This is a genomic window from Pantoea sp. JGM49, assembly GCF_018257655.1.
In the GTDB taxonomy this organism is placed as follows: Bacteria; Pseudomonadota; Gammaproteobacteria; order Enterobacterales; family Enterobacteriaceae; genus Pantoea; species Pantoea communis.
Genome location: NZ_JAERJM010000001.1, coordinates 439036 through 455399 on the forward strand (window position 1 = coordinate 439036; position 16364 = coordinate 455399).

At 54.3% G+C, this 16364-nt stretch carries 12 protein-coding genes; 5 read left to right on the forward strand and 7 right to left on the reverse strand.

Going from position 1 to position 16364, the window contains the following annotated elements; genetic code table 11:
- The first annotated feature begins 7 nt into the window (after positions 1-7).
- The gene (locus JK231_RS02230; protein WP_034827231.1) at positions 8-1309 is read left to right on the forward strand and encodes an MFS transporter; all 1302 of its coding nucleotides are present in this window, start codon (positions 8-10) and stop codon (positions 1307-1309) included.
- A 15-nt stretch (positions 1310-1324) separates the two neighbouring features.
- Complete coding sequence (locus JK231_RS02235) at positions 1325-3718, forward strand: glycoside hydrolase family 31 protein (RefSeq protein WP_211727891.1); 2394 nt, start codon at positions 1325-1327, stop codon at positions 3716-3718.
- A gap of 90 nt (positions 3719-3808) precedes the next feature.
- On the opposite strand, the gene JK231_RS02240 is transcribed toward JK231_RS02235, so the two are convergent.
- Positions 3809-4354, reverse strand: coding sequence for an NUDIX hydrolase (locus JK231_RS02240; RefSeq protein ID WP_249221588.1), 546 nt, complete (start codon positions 4352-4354; stop codon positions 3809-3811).
- 70 nt (positions 4355-4424) lie between these two features.
- Complete coding sequence (locus JK231_RS02245; RefSeq protein WP_211727892.1) at positions 4425-5306, reverse strand: LysR family transcriptional regulator; 882 nt, start codon at positions 5304-5306, stop codon at positions 4425-4427.
- 105 nt (positions 5307-5411) lie between these two features.
- Between JK231_RS02245 and JK231_RS02250 the strand changes: the two genes are divergently transcribed.
- Positions 5412-6506: an NADH:flavin oxidoreductase gene (locus tag JK231_RS02250; protein ID WP_211727893.1), complete on the forward strand. Its 1095-nt coding sequence runs from the start codon at positions 5412-5414 to the stop codon at positions 6504-6506.
- 63 nt (positions 6507-6569) lie between these two features.
- On the opposite strand, the gene JK231_RS02255 is transcribed toward JK231_RS02250, so the two are convergent.
- Entirely contained in the window at positions 6570-7472 is a 903-nt protein-coding gene (locus JK231_RS02255; protein ID WP_211727894.1) for a ParB/Srx family N-terminal domain-containing protein, read from the reverse strand.
- Between the two features lie 132 nt (positions 7473-7604).
- Here JK231_RS02255 and JK231_RS02260 point away from each other — a divergent pair, with 132 nt between their 5' ends.
- Entirely contained in the window at positions 7605-8237 is a 633-nt protein-coding gene (locus tag JK231_RS02260; protein WP_034827214.1) for a DapH/DapD/GlmU-related protein, read from the forward strand.
- A 2-nt stretch (positions 8238-8239) separates the two neighbouring features.
- Here JK231_RS02260 and JK231_RS02265 read toward each other — a convergent pair whose 3' ends face one another.
- The 3 genes from JK231_RS02265 to JK231_RS02275 all read right to left on the reverse strand — a co-directional run bounded on the left by JK231_RS02265 (position 8240) and on the right by JK231_RS02275 (position 12098).
- The gene (locus tag JK231_RS02265; protein WP_097117172.1) at positions 8240-9559 is read right to left on the reverse strand and encodes an MFS transporter; all 1320 of its coding nucleotides are present in this window, start codon (positions 9557-9559) and stop codon (positions 8240-8242) included.
- A 293-nt stretch (positions 9560-9852) separates the two neighbouring features.
- On the reverse strand, positions 9853-11172 hold the full coding sequence (locus JK231_RS02270; RefSeq protein ID WP_211727895.1) for an NtaA/DmoA family FMN-dependent monooxygenase: 1320 nt from the start codon (positions 11170-11172) through the stop codon (positions 9853-9855).
- On the reverse strand, positions 11169-12098 hold the full coding sequence (locus tag JK231_RS02275) for an aliphatic sulfonate ABC transporter substrate-binding protein (RefSeq protein ID WP_211727896.1): 930 nt from the start codon (positions 12096-12098) through the stop codon (positions 11169-11171). Before JK231_RS02275 ends, JK231_RS02270 begins: the two co-directional genes overlap by 4 nt.
- A 369-nt stretch (positions 12099-12467) precedes the next feature.
- Between JK231_RS02275 and JK231_RS02280 the strand changes: the two genes are divergently transcribed.
- Positions 12468-14828 (forward strand): membrane-bound PQQ-dependent dehydrogenase, glucose/quinate/shikimate family, encoded by a 2361-nt coding sequence (locus JK231_RS02280; protein WP_211727897.1) that lies wholly within the window; start codon positions 12468-12470, stop codon positions 14826-14828.
- 67 nt (positions 14829-14895) lie between these two features.
- Here the strand turns inward: JK231_RS02280 and JK231_RS02285 are convergent, their stop codons facing one another.
- A complete protein-coding gene (locus tag JK231_RS02285) occupies positions 14896-16362 on the reverse strand; it encodes a catalase (protein ID WP_160867273.1) in 1467 nt (488 codons plus the stop codon).
- Between the last annotated feature and the right edge of the window lie 2 nt (positions 16363-16364).

Below are 16364 nucleotides of genomic sequence, written 5' to 3' on the forward strand. Positions count from 1 at the left end.
GAACCAGATGAACCGCAGTTTGAATCCAGGGATCGCTGCCGCTGGCAGCAAACGCACCTTCCGCAATTTGCGCTGGTGGGTATTGGTGTTGTTCTTAGCGGGCGTTACCGTCAACTACATCACGCGTAACTCATTAGGCATTCTGGCACCTGAGCTGAAAACCAGCCTGGGCATCACCACTGAACAATATTCATGGATCGTCGGTGCGTTTCAGCTGGCGTACACCTTCTTTCAACCAATTTGCGGCTGGCTGATTGATGTCATCGGCCTGAAAGTCGGCTTCCTGATTTGTGCCTCGGTCTGGGCGGTCGCCTGTCTGTTCCATGCAGGCGCGGCGAGCTGGGTACATCTTGCCATTCTGCGTTTTGTCATGGGCGGAGCGGAAGCCGCAGCCACGCCAGCCAACGCCAAAGTGATAGGCGAATGGTTCCCGAAAAAAGAGCGTCCGGTTGCAGCGGGTTGGGCCGGCGTGGGCTTCTCAATTGGCGCTATGCTGGCGCCGCCCATCATCTACTTCGCGCACGCTTCTTTCGGCTGGCAGGGCGCTTTCCTGTTTACGGGTTGCCTGGCACTGGCGTGGGTAGTGCTCTGGTGGTTGCTGTATCGCGATCCGGAAATTCATCCCAATCTGTCTGCATCGGAACTGGAATTTATTCGTCAGGATAATGAACCGCCTGCTGTCAAATTACCGTTCTTTAAAGCCCTGAAAAGCGTCTCAAAAAACAAACGTTTTTACGGTATCGCCATTCCCGCCTTTATGGCCGAACCGGCGTGGGGCGTGCTGAGTTTTTGGGTGCCGCTCTACCTGGCGAAAGATCTCGGCATGGATCTCAAACAGATCGCCATGTTCGCCTGGATGCCATTCCTCGCGGCGGATCTCGGCAGCGTCGCCAGTGGCTATCTGACGCGCCTCTATACCCGCCTGTTTGGTTTCAGACTGGTCAACTCCGTGGTTGCCAGTTCGGTCACCGGCGCTTTCCTGATGCTCTCCCTCGCATTGGTGGCGATGACCAAAGATCCCTACGTGGCGATTGCACTGATCTCGATTGGTGGTTTCGGTCACCAGATCATCTCCTGCATGCTCAGCGCGCTGGTGGTGGAGAAGTTTGATAAAGGCCAGATGGCCACCGTCAACGGCATGCGAGGTTCCTTCGCGTGGATCTCCAGCTTCCTGTTCTCGCTGGTAATTGGTGTCACCGCCGACAAGATTGGCTTTAACCCGTTATTTGTCGCCATGGGCTTCTTCGACCTGATTGGCGCGGTCTTCCTGATTGCATTTATTGCTGAACGTCGCGCCCAGCGCGCCTGAATAAAGTAGGTAACAATGAAAACTTTAAAGAATTGGTCACTCACGCATTCTGATCAACACCATGTTGCGTTAACCGTCGATGGGAAGTACCAGCTGAACCTATTCGTGCTGGAATCCGGCATGTTCCGTGTTTCGATTAAACGTCAGAGCGGCTATGCACTGGACCGCACCTGGAGCATAGCGCCAGACAGCGATGTGCCGTGGGAAGGGCGTCCACGTGACAGCCTGGCGGGCTTTACCCTGCCAGGGTTCACGCTGGAAGAAGAGGGCGACACGCTGGTGGTTTCCACCGATGTGCTGCGCGTGATTGTCCATCAGCCACTGGCGCTGGAGTGGCAACATCGTGATAGCGCTGGCGCCTGGCAACTGCTGACCTGCGACCGCCCAACCAGTGCCTACCTGATTAACGCGCACGGTGATGGTGTGGCGCACTACCAGCGCCGTATGAATGACGATGCCTATTACGGTCTGGGCGAGAAAACCGGTGACCTTCAACGCAATGGCAAACGTTATGAGATGCGTAACCTCGATGCGATGGGCTACAACGCCTCGTCAACCGATCCGCTGTACAAACACGTGCCGTTTACCATTACGCGCCGCAGCGATGTGAGTTTCGGTCTTTACTACGATAACCTCAGCAGCAGCTGGTTTGATCTCGGTAACGAGCTGGATAACTACCATCAGCCTTATCGCCGCTGGCAGGCGGAAAGCGGGGATATTGATTATTACCTGTTTGTTGGCAACAAAGTGTTGGATGTCACCAAGGCCTTTGTGCGCCTGACCGGTAAAACGCTGTTTGGCCCAAAATGGAGCCTCGGTTACAGCGGCTCAACCATGCACTACACCGATGCACCGGATGCACAAAATCAGCTGATGAACTTCATTCGCCTGTGCGAACAGCATGATATTCCGTGCGACTCTTTCCAATTGTCATCGGGTTATACCTCGATCAATAACAAGCGCTACGTGTTCAACTGGAACTACGACAAAGTGCCACAGCCGGAAGTGATGAGCCAGGCGTTCCACGATGCCGGTTTGCGTCTGGCTGCCAACATCAAACCTTGCCTGTTGCAGGACCATCCGCGCTACGAAGAAGTCGCGGCGCAGGGCTTGTTTATTCGCGATTCAGAAGAAGATGCGCCAGAGCGTTCAGTGTTCTGGGACGACGAGGGTTCACACCTCGATTTCACCCATCCTCAGGCGGTGGCGTGGTGGCAGGAGAACGTCACCCAACAGCTGTTGGCGAAGGGCATCGATTCGACCTGGAATGACAACAACGAATATGAAGTGTGGGACGGCGAAGCGCGTTGCCATGGCTTTGGTACGCCCATCGCCATCAAGCATATTCGCCCGGTGATGCCGTTGTTGATGATGCGTGCGTCGATGGAAGCGCAGCAGCGTTTCGCGCCAGAGAAGCGTCCTTTCCTGATCTCGCGTTCTGGCTGTGCCGGTATGCAACGCTACGTGCAGACATGGAGCGGCGATAACCGTACTAACTGGACGTCACTGCGTTACAACATCCGTATGGGCCTGGGGATGAGCTTGTCGGGTCTGTATAACGTCGGGCACGATGTCGGCGGTTTCTCAGGTGATAAGCCGGACGCTGAACTGTTTGTACGCTGGGTACAAAACGGCGTAATGCACCCGCGTTTCACCATTCACTCGTGGAATGACGATCACACGGTGAATGAGCCGTGGATGTATCCGTCGGTCACGCCTGCGATTCGTGCTGCAATCGAACTGCGTTATCGCCTGTTGCCGTATCTGTATACCTTACTGTGGCAAGCGCATGCTGATGATGAGCCGATGCTGCGTCCAACCTTCCTCGACCATGAGCAGGATAAACAGACTTTCGCCGAGTGCGATGAGTTTATGCTGGGCCGCGATTTGCTGGTGGCCAGCGTGGTGGAAGCAGGACAGCGTGAACGCAGTTTGTGGCTGCCAGATAACCAAACTGGCTGGTATGACTTCGCAACGCAACAGTGGTACAGCGGCGGTCAATGGATCACGCTGCCAGCACCGCTGGAAACCCAGCCGATGCTGGTTCGCGCCGGTGCGGCCTTGCCACTGAGCCAGCGTCTGCGTCATGTTGATGCACAAGCAGATGACCGTCGCACGCTGCAACTTTATCCATTACAGGGTAAAGGCGAGAGCAAAGGCCTGGTATTTGAAGATGACGGTGAGTCCTGGGGTTATCAGCAGGGTAATGCGCTGTGGTTAAGCTGGGAGATGCGCAGCGATGCCGAGGCAATCCACCTGAGCTTCACACTCAAAGGCGATTATCAGCCAGCATGGAAAACGCTGCAAATTGCTTTGCCAGCCGGAGAACGGCGCCAGCTTTACATTTATGGTGTCGCGGTTGCTGCGGCAGATGCGCAAGCAGTGCTGGCGGAGATAGCGAGTCACTAAGCGTCATTGTTCAGGGAGGAGTGCGCAGCAATGCGCACTCTTCAAACGCACAGCGACCTGACATCAATGTGGCCCTGTGCGTTACCCGGCTTAATCAAGCAACCCTTTGGCCCGCGCCAGTAAAAACGCGGTCACTGAAGTGGCATCGGTCACTTTACCTTCCAGCACGAGCTGCAGAAACTCGCTGATTTTCATTTTGCGTGCAGTGAGTCCGACTTCCTCGGCATCCAGATTCTGCCCTTCATAGCGTAAATCGCTGGCAAGATAGATGTGATAACCCTGCGCGGAGTATCCCTGCGCCAGTTTTTGATAGCCCACGTACTGCCAACGATCGGCAATCAATCCCGTCTCTTCCTGCAGTTCGCCTGCCGCCAGTGCTTCCGGTGTCGCACCGGGGTCCAGCTCCCAGCTGCCTTGCGGCAACTCAATGGTGCGCTCACTTATCGGATAACGATACTGTTCCACCACAAAGATGCTGTCCTGCTCCACCGGAAGGATGACGACAAAATCGTTTTTTTCGATCACCGAATAGAGACCTTCGCTGCCATCGGCACGCTGAATTTTGTCTTCCTTTAACGTCATCCAGCGGTTGCGATAGATTTCCGTTGATGCGAGGGTTTGAATTTCAGGTTTCAAAAGGGGCCTCCATGAAGTGAATCAGTGAGTCAACGATTTAAGCCTATAAACGGGGTGTCGTGACAGGTAACTAATCTGTTTTTTCCATCGCTTGTTTTAACGCATGAAGAAATACCGTCACCCGTGCTGGCAACTGGCGAGTCGTGGGGAACAATGCCCAGACACCAAGAATCTGCGGTTGAGCATCCTGTAATTCAATGGCGATGAGCTCGCCTGAAGCGAGCTCTTCACGGATGTCCCACTCAGATAACTGAGCAATGCCGCTTCCCGCCACGCACAGAGTACGCACCCCTTCCACGTTACTGCCACTGAAACGGCCTTCCACGCTTAAGCTCGAAATATGCCCATCAATGATGAAGCTCCACTGCACCACGCCTGAGAGTCGCAGGCAGTTGTGATGATGTAAGTCGTTTAATGTCTGAGGCGTGCCGAAGCGTTGAAGATAATCGGGTGAAGCACACAGCATACGCGGGTTGTTAGCGAGACGGTGAGCCACTAAACGGGAGTCACGCAGCGGTGCAATGCGGATAGCGACATCGTAGCCCAACCCTACCAGGTCGGTGACGTCATCGCTCAACTGAAACTCAATGCGTAGTTCCGGGTTGGCCTCCATCAAGGCAGGCAACAGCGGAATGATGGTGCGACGACCAAAGTCAGAAGGCGCCGTAATCCGCAGCTGGCCAGTTGCACCTTGCTGGTGTGGTGAAAACAGATTGCGTGCGCTCTGTTCGGTTTCCGCCAGCGATTTCGCATAGGGCAGAAACTCTGCTCCCTCGACGGTGAGCGCGATGGCGCGAGTCGTGCGGTGCATCAGTCGCACGCCGAGATCGTCCTCCAGCGAGGCCAGCCGACGCGACACCGTCATCGGCGTAGTATTCAGCCGCCGTGCTGCCTGGGTCAGGCTACGCGTTTGCGACACCATCAGGAAAACCTCAATATCTTTGGAGTTCATTTTAACGATTTCCGTTATACAGACGTATCATATTCGGTCATTTTTGCCGCTAAAGCGACACACTATAATGCGCTCTGACGATAATCAGGGAACACGATGTAGCAAATGGCCGATAAACACTTATTTCAGAGCGGGACATTAAATCGACTCGCGCTGAAAAATCGCATCATGGTGGCACCCATGACGCGCATCTCCGCCACGGTAGATGGCGTACCGGGCGACCGCATGAAGCACTATTACGAACGTTTCGCGCGGGGGGGTTTTGGCACCATCATCACCGAAGGGCTGTATATCGACGAAGCCTGGTCGCAGACGTATGCGTTTCAAGCGGGGCTGGTTAATAGCCGCCAGGTCGCAGGCTGGCGAGCCATTACTGATGGTGTGCATCAGTATGGTGGCAAGATCATTGCGCAACTGATGCACGCCGGTGCGATTTCCCAGGGCAATATTTACCGACGCGATACCCTGGCTCCCTCCGTCGTGCAACCGCGTGGAGAACAGCTGGGCTTTTATCATGGTCATGGCGACTATGCGTTGCCAGGAGAAATGAGCGAAGATCAGATTCAGCAGGCGATTGACAGTTTTGCCGAGACCGCTGCGCGCGCTATTGGCGTAGCGGGATTTGATGGCATTGAAATTCACGGCGCCAATGGCTATCTGCTCGATCAATTCTTTACGGATTACACCAATCAGCGTCATGACCGCTGGGGCGGTGATATCGCTGCCCGCCTGTCACTGACCCTGGCGGTGATCCGCGCGGTACGCCAGCGTATAGGCCACGATGTCACTTTAGGTGTGCGTATTTCACAAGGCAAAGTGAATGATTTCCATCATAAGTGGCAGGAAGGGGAAGCGGGCGCAAAACAAGTGTTTCGCTTATTGGCTGAGTCAGGTATTGATTACCTGCATCTCACCGAATACGACGCACTGCAAACCGCTTTTGCGGACAATGCGCTTTCGCTGGTACAGATAGCGCGAGAGGCGGCACCAAGCCTGACTATTGTGGCGAATGGTTCGCTGTCAAACAGCCGTGCCGCCTCTCAGGCGCTGGAGCAGGGGGCGGATTATGTGGCGTTGGGCAAAAGTGCATTGGCCAATCCCGACTGGCCGATGCGTGTCCGTGATGCAGCAGCCTTGCGTGAGTTTGATAAAAATCTGTTAGCCCCTTCCGCGGATGTTAAGGATTGCGAGCTGGCGTAAGAGGTTAATCGCATCGGAAGATGGTGATCAGTACGGGGGCACGACATGTCCCCGTACTGACTATTATTCTTTAAATGCCCAACCCAATTTTCCATCCGCAGAAATCATCTTATCGAGTTTCTTCTCGTTGACCTTTTTCATCGCCCCCAACTTTTCAGCGGTGAGCGGTCCGGCGTCGCTTTGGGCAATCACCGTGTCTTTAGGTACGTCGGTGATTTTTTCAGCAATGGCGGTGACCGCTGCGCCATAGCCTTTGCGATCGTGCAGATCGAATGATTTCAGCGGCAGTTCAGTCTCAAGCCATTTACCCCAGTAGAATTCAAGGAACGGCGGCGGATTGTCCTCTTTCTCAAAGCCGATATCGCGCACGAAATAGACCAGCGAACGATATTCATCATCCTGCATGTGTTTACGGCCCAACTCTTTAGGCAGGTCATGCGGGGTGATTTTGCCTTTAGGCGTATCCAGCCAGACCAGATGGGCGGCTTCCATTTGCTGCCAGAACGCATTCATCGTTTTCAGACTGCGGAAATCATTGGTGATGCGCACCTGTACCAGCGTTTTCAAACCCCCAACATCAGCGAAATTACTGAAGGTGTGATGCCCATCAGTGAGATAGAGCGCATTATCCGGGGCGATGACGGCAGTTTTCATCGGTCCTGGCTGCGCACCCACCGGGGCTTTACAGGTGAAGCTGTCAGGATCGGAGATGCGTGATTTGCTGTTGAACTTGTCTACGCCTTTCTGCCCCATGCTTTCACAAAAATCATCGAACAGCTTTTTGGGATCGGCCTGGTAACGGTGCAGTTTGTAATCCAACTGGCGATAACCAATCGCGGCTTGCGTGGGATGCAATTGTGATAACTGCACCTGCACGATATCACCTGCTTTGATATCAGCGGGCAGTGCTGCTGACGCCTGGCCAGAAGACCACATTAGAGCTAACAGTGACCACGGTGTTCTCATTCCCTTTCCTTAAATGGCCTCAAACGAAGCCGCTACGATAGCATTTCTGTCATCTTGCCGCTTTAGTGTTGTGCTTCGCGCTTGACCTATTACAACTCGTTATCCAGACCTCTGACCACATTGGAGCTTGCTATGGCCCTTGCCGCTGTCCAACCGGCTAAACTGCAACACACCGTCATCGATCCTAGCGTGCGTATGCGCGAAACCCACATTGGTCAGCAATGTGAGATCCTCGCCGAAAGTTATCTTGAATATAGCGAATTGGGCGATTTTTCTTACCTCGGCGAGCACTGTTGTGTCGCTGATGCGCAAATTGGTCGCTTTACCGCGATAGCCAATCAGGTGCGTATTGGTGCGCCAAATCATCCGATGGATCGTGCGTCCCAGCATCGTTTTACCTACTGCCCGGAATATTATGACCCGCAGGCGCAGCGTGACGCAGGCTTCTTTGCCGATCGCCGCGAGGACCGCGTGATCATCGGTAATGATGTGTGGATTGGTCATGGCGTCATTGTGCTGCCGGGCGTGACCGTTGGTGACGGCGCGGTATTGGCGGCTGGCGCGGTTGTGACCAAAGATGTGGCCCCTTACACCATTGTGGGCGGCGTCCCTGCGAAACCCATTCGTGGCCGCTTCACACCAGAAATCGCGGCGCAGTTGCAGGCGATTGCGTGGTGGAACTGGCCGCTGGAGAAGCTGATGACGCATTTGGCGGATTTCCAATCGCCAGACATTGCTGCGTTCTGCCAGCGGCACGCGGTGTAAAATTACATCGCCTGCTGTGCTGCCACTTTGGGTGCATCAGCCTGCAGGCGTTTCTCGGGTTGTAATAGCGTCATCGCCAGCATGCTGCCAAACGCAATGCAGGCGGTAACGGTGAACATGGCGTTATAACCGTAATATTCCGCCAGCCAGCCGCACAGCATCGGGGAGATGATGGAGGCAAGGTTGGCTATCGCCAGCGTCATGCCACTGTAAGCACCTACCGAAGCTTTTGGCGTCACATCAATCACCACCGACCAATACACGTTATTCACCAGCGCATTGAGCGCGTTACCTAGCGTCATCAGAGCGATGATCCCTGCCGCTGAACTGACCCACGGAATCGCCATAAAACAGCAGGCGGTCGCGCACAGCGTGACGGCTGCGAAGACGTTCCTTGCCAGGCGAAGGTTGTTAAAGCGTGCCAGCAAACGATCGGCTATACGCCCGCCAAGCAACACAGTGAAACAGGCACCGCTCCACGGAATCATCGCCACGTACCATAACGAATGTAGATCGTAGTGGAAGTTATCTTGCAGATATTTAGGCAGCCAGGTGACCAGCGTAAAGGTGATATAGAGAAAACTGAAATAGCCAAGTGCGTTGCACACCAGCGTGCGACTGGTAAAGAAACGCCACCACGGCAGTGCACACTCATGTTGGCTTTCAGGCTTTTGTCCATTGATGATCAGCTGACGTTCGGCCGTATTGGCGCGGGGATGCAGCAGCGGTGTGTCGGTAAAGTTGCGTGCAAACAGCAACATCGCCAGCAGCGAGAAAGCGCCGAGCAGGATAAACATCATGCGCCAGTCGTTGGTTAACAGCAGCAAACCCACGGCAATGGGTGCGGTCAGCAGTGAACCTACCTGAGTGCTGAGTAAACCGATGCTCAGCGCAAAACCGCGTTCATTATCCGGGGCCCAGTGGGCAATGGTTTTATTCATCAACGCATAGGCCGGGCCTTCGGAAAAACCAAACAGGATACGCAATGCAGCAAATCCCATAATGGCTGAACCACTAAACAGCGCCATGCCGACTTCACCGGCCCATGCGGTGCCAATTTCCAGCAAGGACCAAAGAATCCCCGCCATCAACCACACTTTTTTGGTGCCCAATCTATCAGCGAGAAAACCGCCACACAGCGAGCCGAACAGGTAGCCAAAACCGAAATAGCCCAATACCGCACCCAGTTGAACTTTGGTGAAGTGAAATTCCTGAGAGATAGCGTTAGCAGCAAACGAGAGTGCGCCGCGATCAACGTAGTTGATCAGCGCGATGAGAAACAGCAGTGAAAAAATAGTGTAGCGAGTAGAGGATGCTTGCATAGCGCGACTCCTGAAATAGAACACAGGATTCATTAAGCAAAGCTGATGCCAGAATGGTAAGGCTGCTAACAATTAGCGCGGATATACAAGGTAAGGCCTTTCTGTAGCAAGGGCGACCATCAGGACGCCCGTTGTATGTCTGTCTGCACCAGCATGATCACATAAGCGTTCTTTTATAGTGCGAAGGGTATAAATGACCTCTGAGCGACATCCAGTCATCTGTTAACTACTCATGATCGCAAGCAATCTCAAAACACCCACATTTTGCGATTACTTGCGATGATCAAAATCCATCAATGAAAGCGATTAGCTGGTTTCACGAGGCCCAAACGTTCGCGCAGCGTGCCCGCAGCATAATCCTGATGAAACACGCGCGCATCCTGCAAACGGGGTACCACCTGGCTGAGGAAGAGATCTTCATTTTCATCAATATAGGTGGGGAGAATTACAAACCCATCGCAGGCTTGATGTTGATACCAGTCAATCATCTGTTGCGCGATTTGATCCGCCGTGCCGGTCGGTGAAGGGAATGACAAACTCTCCGCATAGCATTTGACCATCTCCCCCAGAGTGAGTTTCTGCTCTATAGCATTGGCAATCACATACTGAAAACGTCCTTTACTGCCGGTAATCTGCTCGCGCAAGTCGGGCACCGGTCCATCCACCGGATACTGTGACAGATCGATGTTCATGCTGGCAGAAACAAAACTGAGCCCGGATTCCACGGTGATCAGTGATTTGAGGTGTTCAGCGCGGTCGCGTGCATCCTGCTCGCTGTGGCCGACAATCGGCACTAATCCCGGCATGATTCGCAGCTGATCTGGCTGTCGCTGATAGTGCTGCGCACGCTCCTTGATCGTTTGGTAGAACTGCTGTGCGCGTTCCCGGTTAGGTTGCACGACAAACAGCATCTCCGCGTGTTGGGCCGCCAGGTCAATAAATGCCTCAGAAACACCAGCCTGTATCACTACCGGATGCCCTTGCGGTGGACGGGGCAGGTTCAACGGTCCTTGTACCTCGAATGACTCGCCCTGATGGTCGAAGCGGTGGAAACGTGCCGGATCGGCAAAGCGTGCGCTGCTTTTTTCCACCACCAACGCATCCTCTTCGAAGCTGTCCCAGAGCGCTTTCATCACGTCGATGAACTCTGCCGCGCGGCGATAGCGATCCTCATGGCTGAAGTGTTGGCTGCGGCCAAAATTACGTGCTTCGGCATGGGTTAATGAAGTTACCACATTCCACGCGGCGCGCCCACCGCTGATGTGATCGATGTTGGCCAGCTGTCGCGCGGTGGTATAGGGCTCGGAATAGGAGGATGAGACGGTGCCGCCTAAGCCAATATGATCGGTGACCGCCGCCAGCGCGGCCAGCAAGGTGAGCGGCTCAGACCAGCCCACCTGGCGATGCTGCACGGTATGCGCCAGATGTCCGCCATACACATCATCAATCGCCAGCTTATCCGCAACAAAGATCATATCGAGTTTTGCCGCTTCAGCGCGTTGGGCAATTTTGCGGTACAGCGGCCAGTTGCGGCCACCGGTCGTGGCGGCTTGCGGATGACGCCAGCCACCCTGATGAATGCCTGAGTCGAGGTACAGCGCCAGGTTCATCATGGTTTAGTGGCTCCTGCTTTGGCAAAGAATGACGCATCGACCAGGCTGCTCGCCTGCAAGCCGGGTTTAATTAACCCGCTGCGTGCGAAAGTGTCTATGGCTGCCTGCTGGCGCTGCGCCACCAGCGTGTAGTCTTCCACCGGAGCGTTGTTTTCACGCTGAACTTTACTCAAGGCGACGGCATCTGGCAGACGCAGTAAAGACGCGATGCCATTGGCATACTCTTGCGGATGAGCCACACCCCAGGCGCGAGCGCGAATCAGACGCTGTCGGAAATCAGCCAGCTCTGCACGTTTACTGCTGATAGCGCTATCGGTCGCCACCAGATAGTTGGAGACCGGTGCCTCCTTGCCGTCAATGGCGATGCGATTACCTGACTGAGCCACCGCAAAAGAGACATACGGTTCCCATGTCGCCACCGCATCCACGGCACCGTTATCCAATGCCAATGTCGCCTCAGCAGGCGTGGTGAAAACAAAGTTAACGCTGTCATCAGGCAAACCGGCCTGGTGCAGCGCGTTGAGTACCATGTTCTGACCCGATGAACCTTTCACCGTGGCCACTTTTTTGCCTTTGAGGTCGGCAATGGTATGGACGGCGCTATCCTTTTTAACCAGCAGCCCGTTACCCAAATATTGTGAGGCCTGAATAGCGCGGATTTTAGCCCCAGCCGCCACGGCAAAAGCCAGCGGACCATCACCGACTAATCCGGCATCCAGATGCTGTGAGTTGAGTGATTCCAGCAGCGGCGCGGCGTTAGGGAATTCGTACCATTTGATTTCATAAGGCACATTGGTGAGTTCACCGGCTGCTGACATCACGGCGCGGGCGTTCCCCTTTTGGTCGCCGACCACGAGTTCGGTATTGGCGGCATAAGTGGTGAAGGTGGCGGCCAACAATGCGCTGGCGATAAACGTGAGTTTCATGATGTTTCCCTGAGAAAAAAGAAAACAGCGTAAGTTTTCCGCTACAGCAGGCGTAGTAACAAATCCGCGCAACGATATGCAATGAGCGCAAAATCCACGAAGGGTGAAAGATTTCGCAACTCCCGTTATCAAAAAATGCGATTTATCCTCACTAATGATTAATTATCACAACGAAAAATAAAACGTGATTTCAGTCACAGATTGAAGGCTGCCTGATTTGTCAGTCATTAGCCCGGCTACATTCATAAGCGGAGCTAACGACACACTCAGCAACGGGTTTTTACTATTCGATAACGTAAGTTAAAATTCTGTTGAGTTTATGTAGGTTTATTTTGGGTGGTAATTGATGAAAAACGTTGAGGGATTGGCATGGTTAACAAATTAACCAGTATCGTGCTGGCGATTCTGGCATTAGCGTTGCTCTATATGGGTGGTAAGTTGCTGATGCTGGGCGGCAGCGCGTTCTATGCATTGATGGCGGTGGGCTTACTGATCACCGCCATTTTACTGTTCAGAAACCAGCGTAGTGCACTGGCGCTGTATGCGGTTTTGATGTGGATTACCCTGGCCTGGATTATCTGGGAAGTGGGCTTTGATAAATGGCAGTGGATCCCACGCGGCGACCTGTTTGGCGTGATTGGCCTGTGGCTGGCGATGCCGTGGGTGGTGAAACCGCTGTATCAAGGCGAACGCCGCTTCCACACCTTCCTGGGTGGCACGGTGATCGTGATGATTGTGGTGGTGCTCGGTCTGTGCTTCTACGATCCGTTACCGCAGGCGGGCACGATTAGCAATGCGCGTGAACAAGCTAGCGAGCAGGGCGCCGCTAACGACTGGACCGCGTACGGCGGCACCACTGATGGCCAGCGTTTCTCTTCACTGAATCAAATCACCAAAGAAAACGTGCAAAACCTCGAAGTGGCCTGGACTTACCACACTGGTGACCTGCGTCAGGATGCGGATGCCAGCGAATACACCTTCGAAGCGACGCCGGTGAAAGCCAACGGCATGCTGTATTTCTGTACGCCGCATAACGAAGTGCACGCACTTGATCCCGAAACCGGTGCAGTGAAGTGGAAGTACACGCCGAATAAAGATCGTTCTTACCTGCAGCAGCACCAGACCTGCCGTGGCGTGAGCTATTACGAGCAAAGCCCGGTTGCTGCGCAGGATTCTGCTGCAGCGCCGGCCATCTGCCGTAAGCGTATCTTCAACGCCACCACCGATGCACAGCTGATTGCACTGGATGCCGATACCGGCAAACCTTGTGCTGATTTCGGCACCAATGGTGTAGTGGATCTGCATGCCAACATGGGTGAAGTGCGTCCACATGCGTTGATGCAAACCGCCGCACCGCTGGTGGCCGGCAAGCTGGTGATTGTCGGTGGTTCCGTGATGGACAACGGCTTCAACAGTGGTAACCCATCAGGTGTGATTCGTGCTTATGACGCTGAAACCGGTCGTCTGGTGTGGAACTTTGATCCATCGAATCCAGAAAATACGGCGCCGATCGCTGCGGGACAAAACTATCCGCAAGATACGCCAGTCGCCTGGGGTACGCTGAGCGCTGACCTGAAAAATGGTCTGGTTTACGTGCCGTTTGGTAACGCGTCACCGGATGAAGTGGGTATCGAACGTGATGCCAACAGCAACACCGAGAAGTTCCGCGATGCGTTAGTGGCGCTGGATCTGCAGACCGGCGCATTTAAATGGCGTTATCAAAGTTCTAACCACGATCTGTGGGATCGCGATAATCCGTCTCAGCCGTCATTGCTGGATATCGATTATCAGGGCCAGAAACAGCCTGTGGTGATCCTGCCAACTAAAACCGGCAACCTGTTTGTCTTGAATCGCCTGACCGGTCAGCCGGTGTATCCGGTTAATCAGGTGAAGGTTTCTACCGAAGGTGGTGTGCCGGGTGAGAAGTTTGCCGCGACACAGCCAGTATCAAGCCTGAACTTTATTCCAGACCCGTTGACCGAAAAATCAATGTGGGGCATCACGCCGTTTGACCAGATGTCATGCCGCATGGACTTCCGTTCACTGCGTTACGATGGCAACCCATGGACGCCAGCCACTGAAGCCGGTTCGCTGATCTTCCCGGGTAACATTGGCGTGTTCAACTGGGGTTCAGTGGCAGTCGATCCGCAGCGTCAGATGTTGATTGCCGCGCCAGTTCGCCTGGCCTACAAATACAACCTGATCAAGCGTACGCCGCAGACTGAAACGCAGCGTCTGTTCACCAAAGATGGTCAGCCATACTGGAATGAAAACTTCCAGGGTGACTACGCGATTCACATTCAGCAGTTGGCCTCTGGCCTCGGCATTCCGTGTATCGCACCGCCGTGGGGTCGTATGGTGGGCGTAGACCTGAAAACCGGGAAAACCGAGTGGTTGCGCCGTGTGGGTGTCACCAAAAACCTGAAAACCAGCTTCCTGCCGGGCCGCTTCCCAATCGGCTTCCCGATGGGCATGGTGGCACACGGTGGTCCATTGCTGACAGCGGGTGACCTGGTGTTCCATGGCGCAACCGCGGATAACTTCTTCCGCGCTTACGACAGCACCACCGGTGAACTGCTGTGGCAGACCGAGCTGAGCGCGGGTGCGCAGGCCACGCCGTCGACCTTTATGGGTAAAGACGGTAAGCAGTACGTGGTGATTGCGGCAGGCGGTCACGGTTCGCTGGGCACCCAGGCGGGTGACAGTGTGGTGGCATTCCGTTTGAAGTAATGAAGTAATGAAGTAGTGAAGTCATGAATAGGGGGCGCACACTGTTCGCAGCGGCGCCCCTTTTTATTTAGCGTTTTGCGCGCTCACTCTGCACCTGCTGTGCAATACGGTCGCCAATGGTTTGATCAATGTTACGCCAGTAGGCAAACGCGCGTGACAGCACCGGTTCTTCCACGCCATCCAACAAATGCCCGCTGACGTTGTTCACCAGACGGTCGCGTGCCGCATCGTCCATCACTTTATTCACCAGCGTATTCGCCTGACCGAAATCATCATCATCTTTGCGCAGCGTATACGGCGCACGCACCATGTTGCCTTGTGATTCCCAAGTGGAGTCGGTGGGATAACGCTCGCCATCTGCCACCGGACCGCCTTTGGAATTAGGTGCATACACCGGATCTGAGACCGGATTCATCCGCATCGCACCGTCTTTGCTATAACTGTGCACCGGAGAATGAGGCGCATTGACCGGGATCTGTTTGTAATTCACGCCCAACCGCGCGCGGTGAGCATCGGCATAGGCAAATACACGACCAATCAACATTTTGTCAGGGCTCAAACCAATGCCCGGTACCAGATTGTTTGGCTCAAACGCAGCTTGCTCGATCTGTGCATGGTTGTCAGTGGGATTGCGGTTTAGCTGTAGTTTGCCGACTTTGATCAGCGGGTAGTCGGCATGCGGCCAGACTTTAGTGAGATCGAACGGGTTGAAGCGATAGGTCTCAGCTTCGGCAAACGGCATGATCTGCATGTAGAGCGTCCAGCTGGGGAACTCACCGTTTTTAATCGCGTTAAACAGATCGCGGGTGTGGTAGTCGCCATCCTGACCGGCCAAGGTATCCGCGTTTTCCTGCGCCAGAAACTCCACGCCCTGATCGGTTTTGAAGTGATATTTGACCCAAAACTTCTCACCTTGCGCGTTGACCCACATGTAGGTGTGGCTGGAATAGCCGTTCATATGACGCCAGCTTTTGGGAATACCGCGATCGCCCATCAACCAGGTAACCTGATGCGCCGATTCTGGCGACAGCGTCCAGAAATCCCACTGCATATCGTGGTCGCGCAAATTGTTGTCGGCGCGGCGTTTTTGCGAGCGGATAAAGTGCTGAAACTTCATCGGATCACGAATAAAGAACACCGGGGTGTTGTTGCCTACCATGTCGTAGTTGCCTTCGCTGGTATAAAACTTGAGGGCAAAACCGCGCGGATCGCGCCAGGTGTCGGGACTGCCGCGTTCCCCTGCAACGGTTGAAAAGCGCATCACCACATCAGTTTTTGTGCCCGGCTGAAATACCGCAGCTTTGGTATAGCGGCTGACATCGTCCGTCACTTCAAAATGGCCAAACGCGCCGCTGCCTTTGGCGTGCGGCTGGCGTTCCGGAATACGCTCACGGTTGAAGTTCGCCATCTGCTCAATCAGGTAGTGATCGTGCAGCACCAGCGGACCGTCCGGCCCGACTGACAGAGAGTGTTCATCGCTAGCTACCGGAATGCCAGCATCCGTGGTGGTCGGTTTACGATCGTCATTGCTCATAA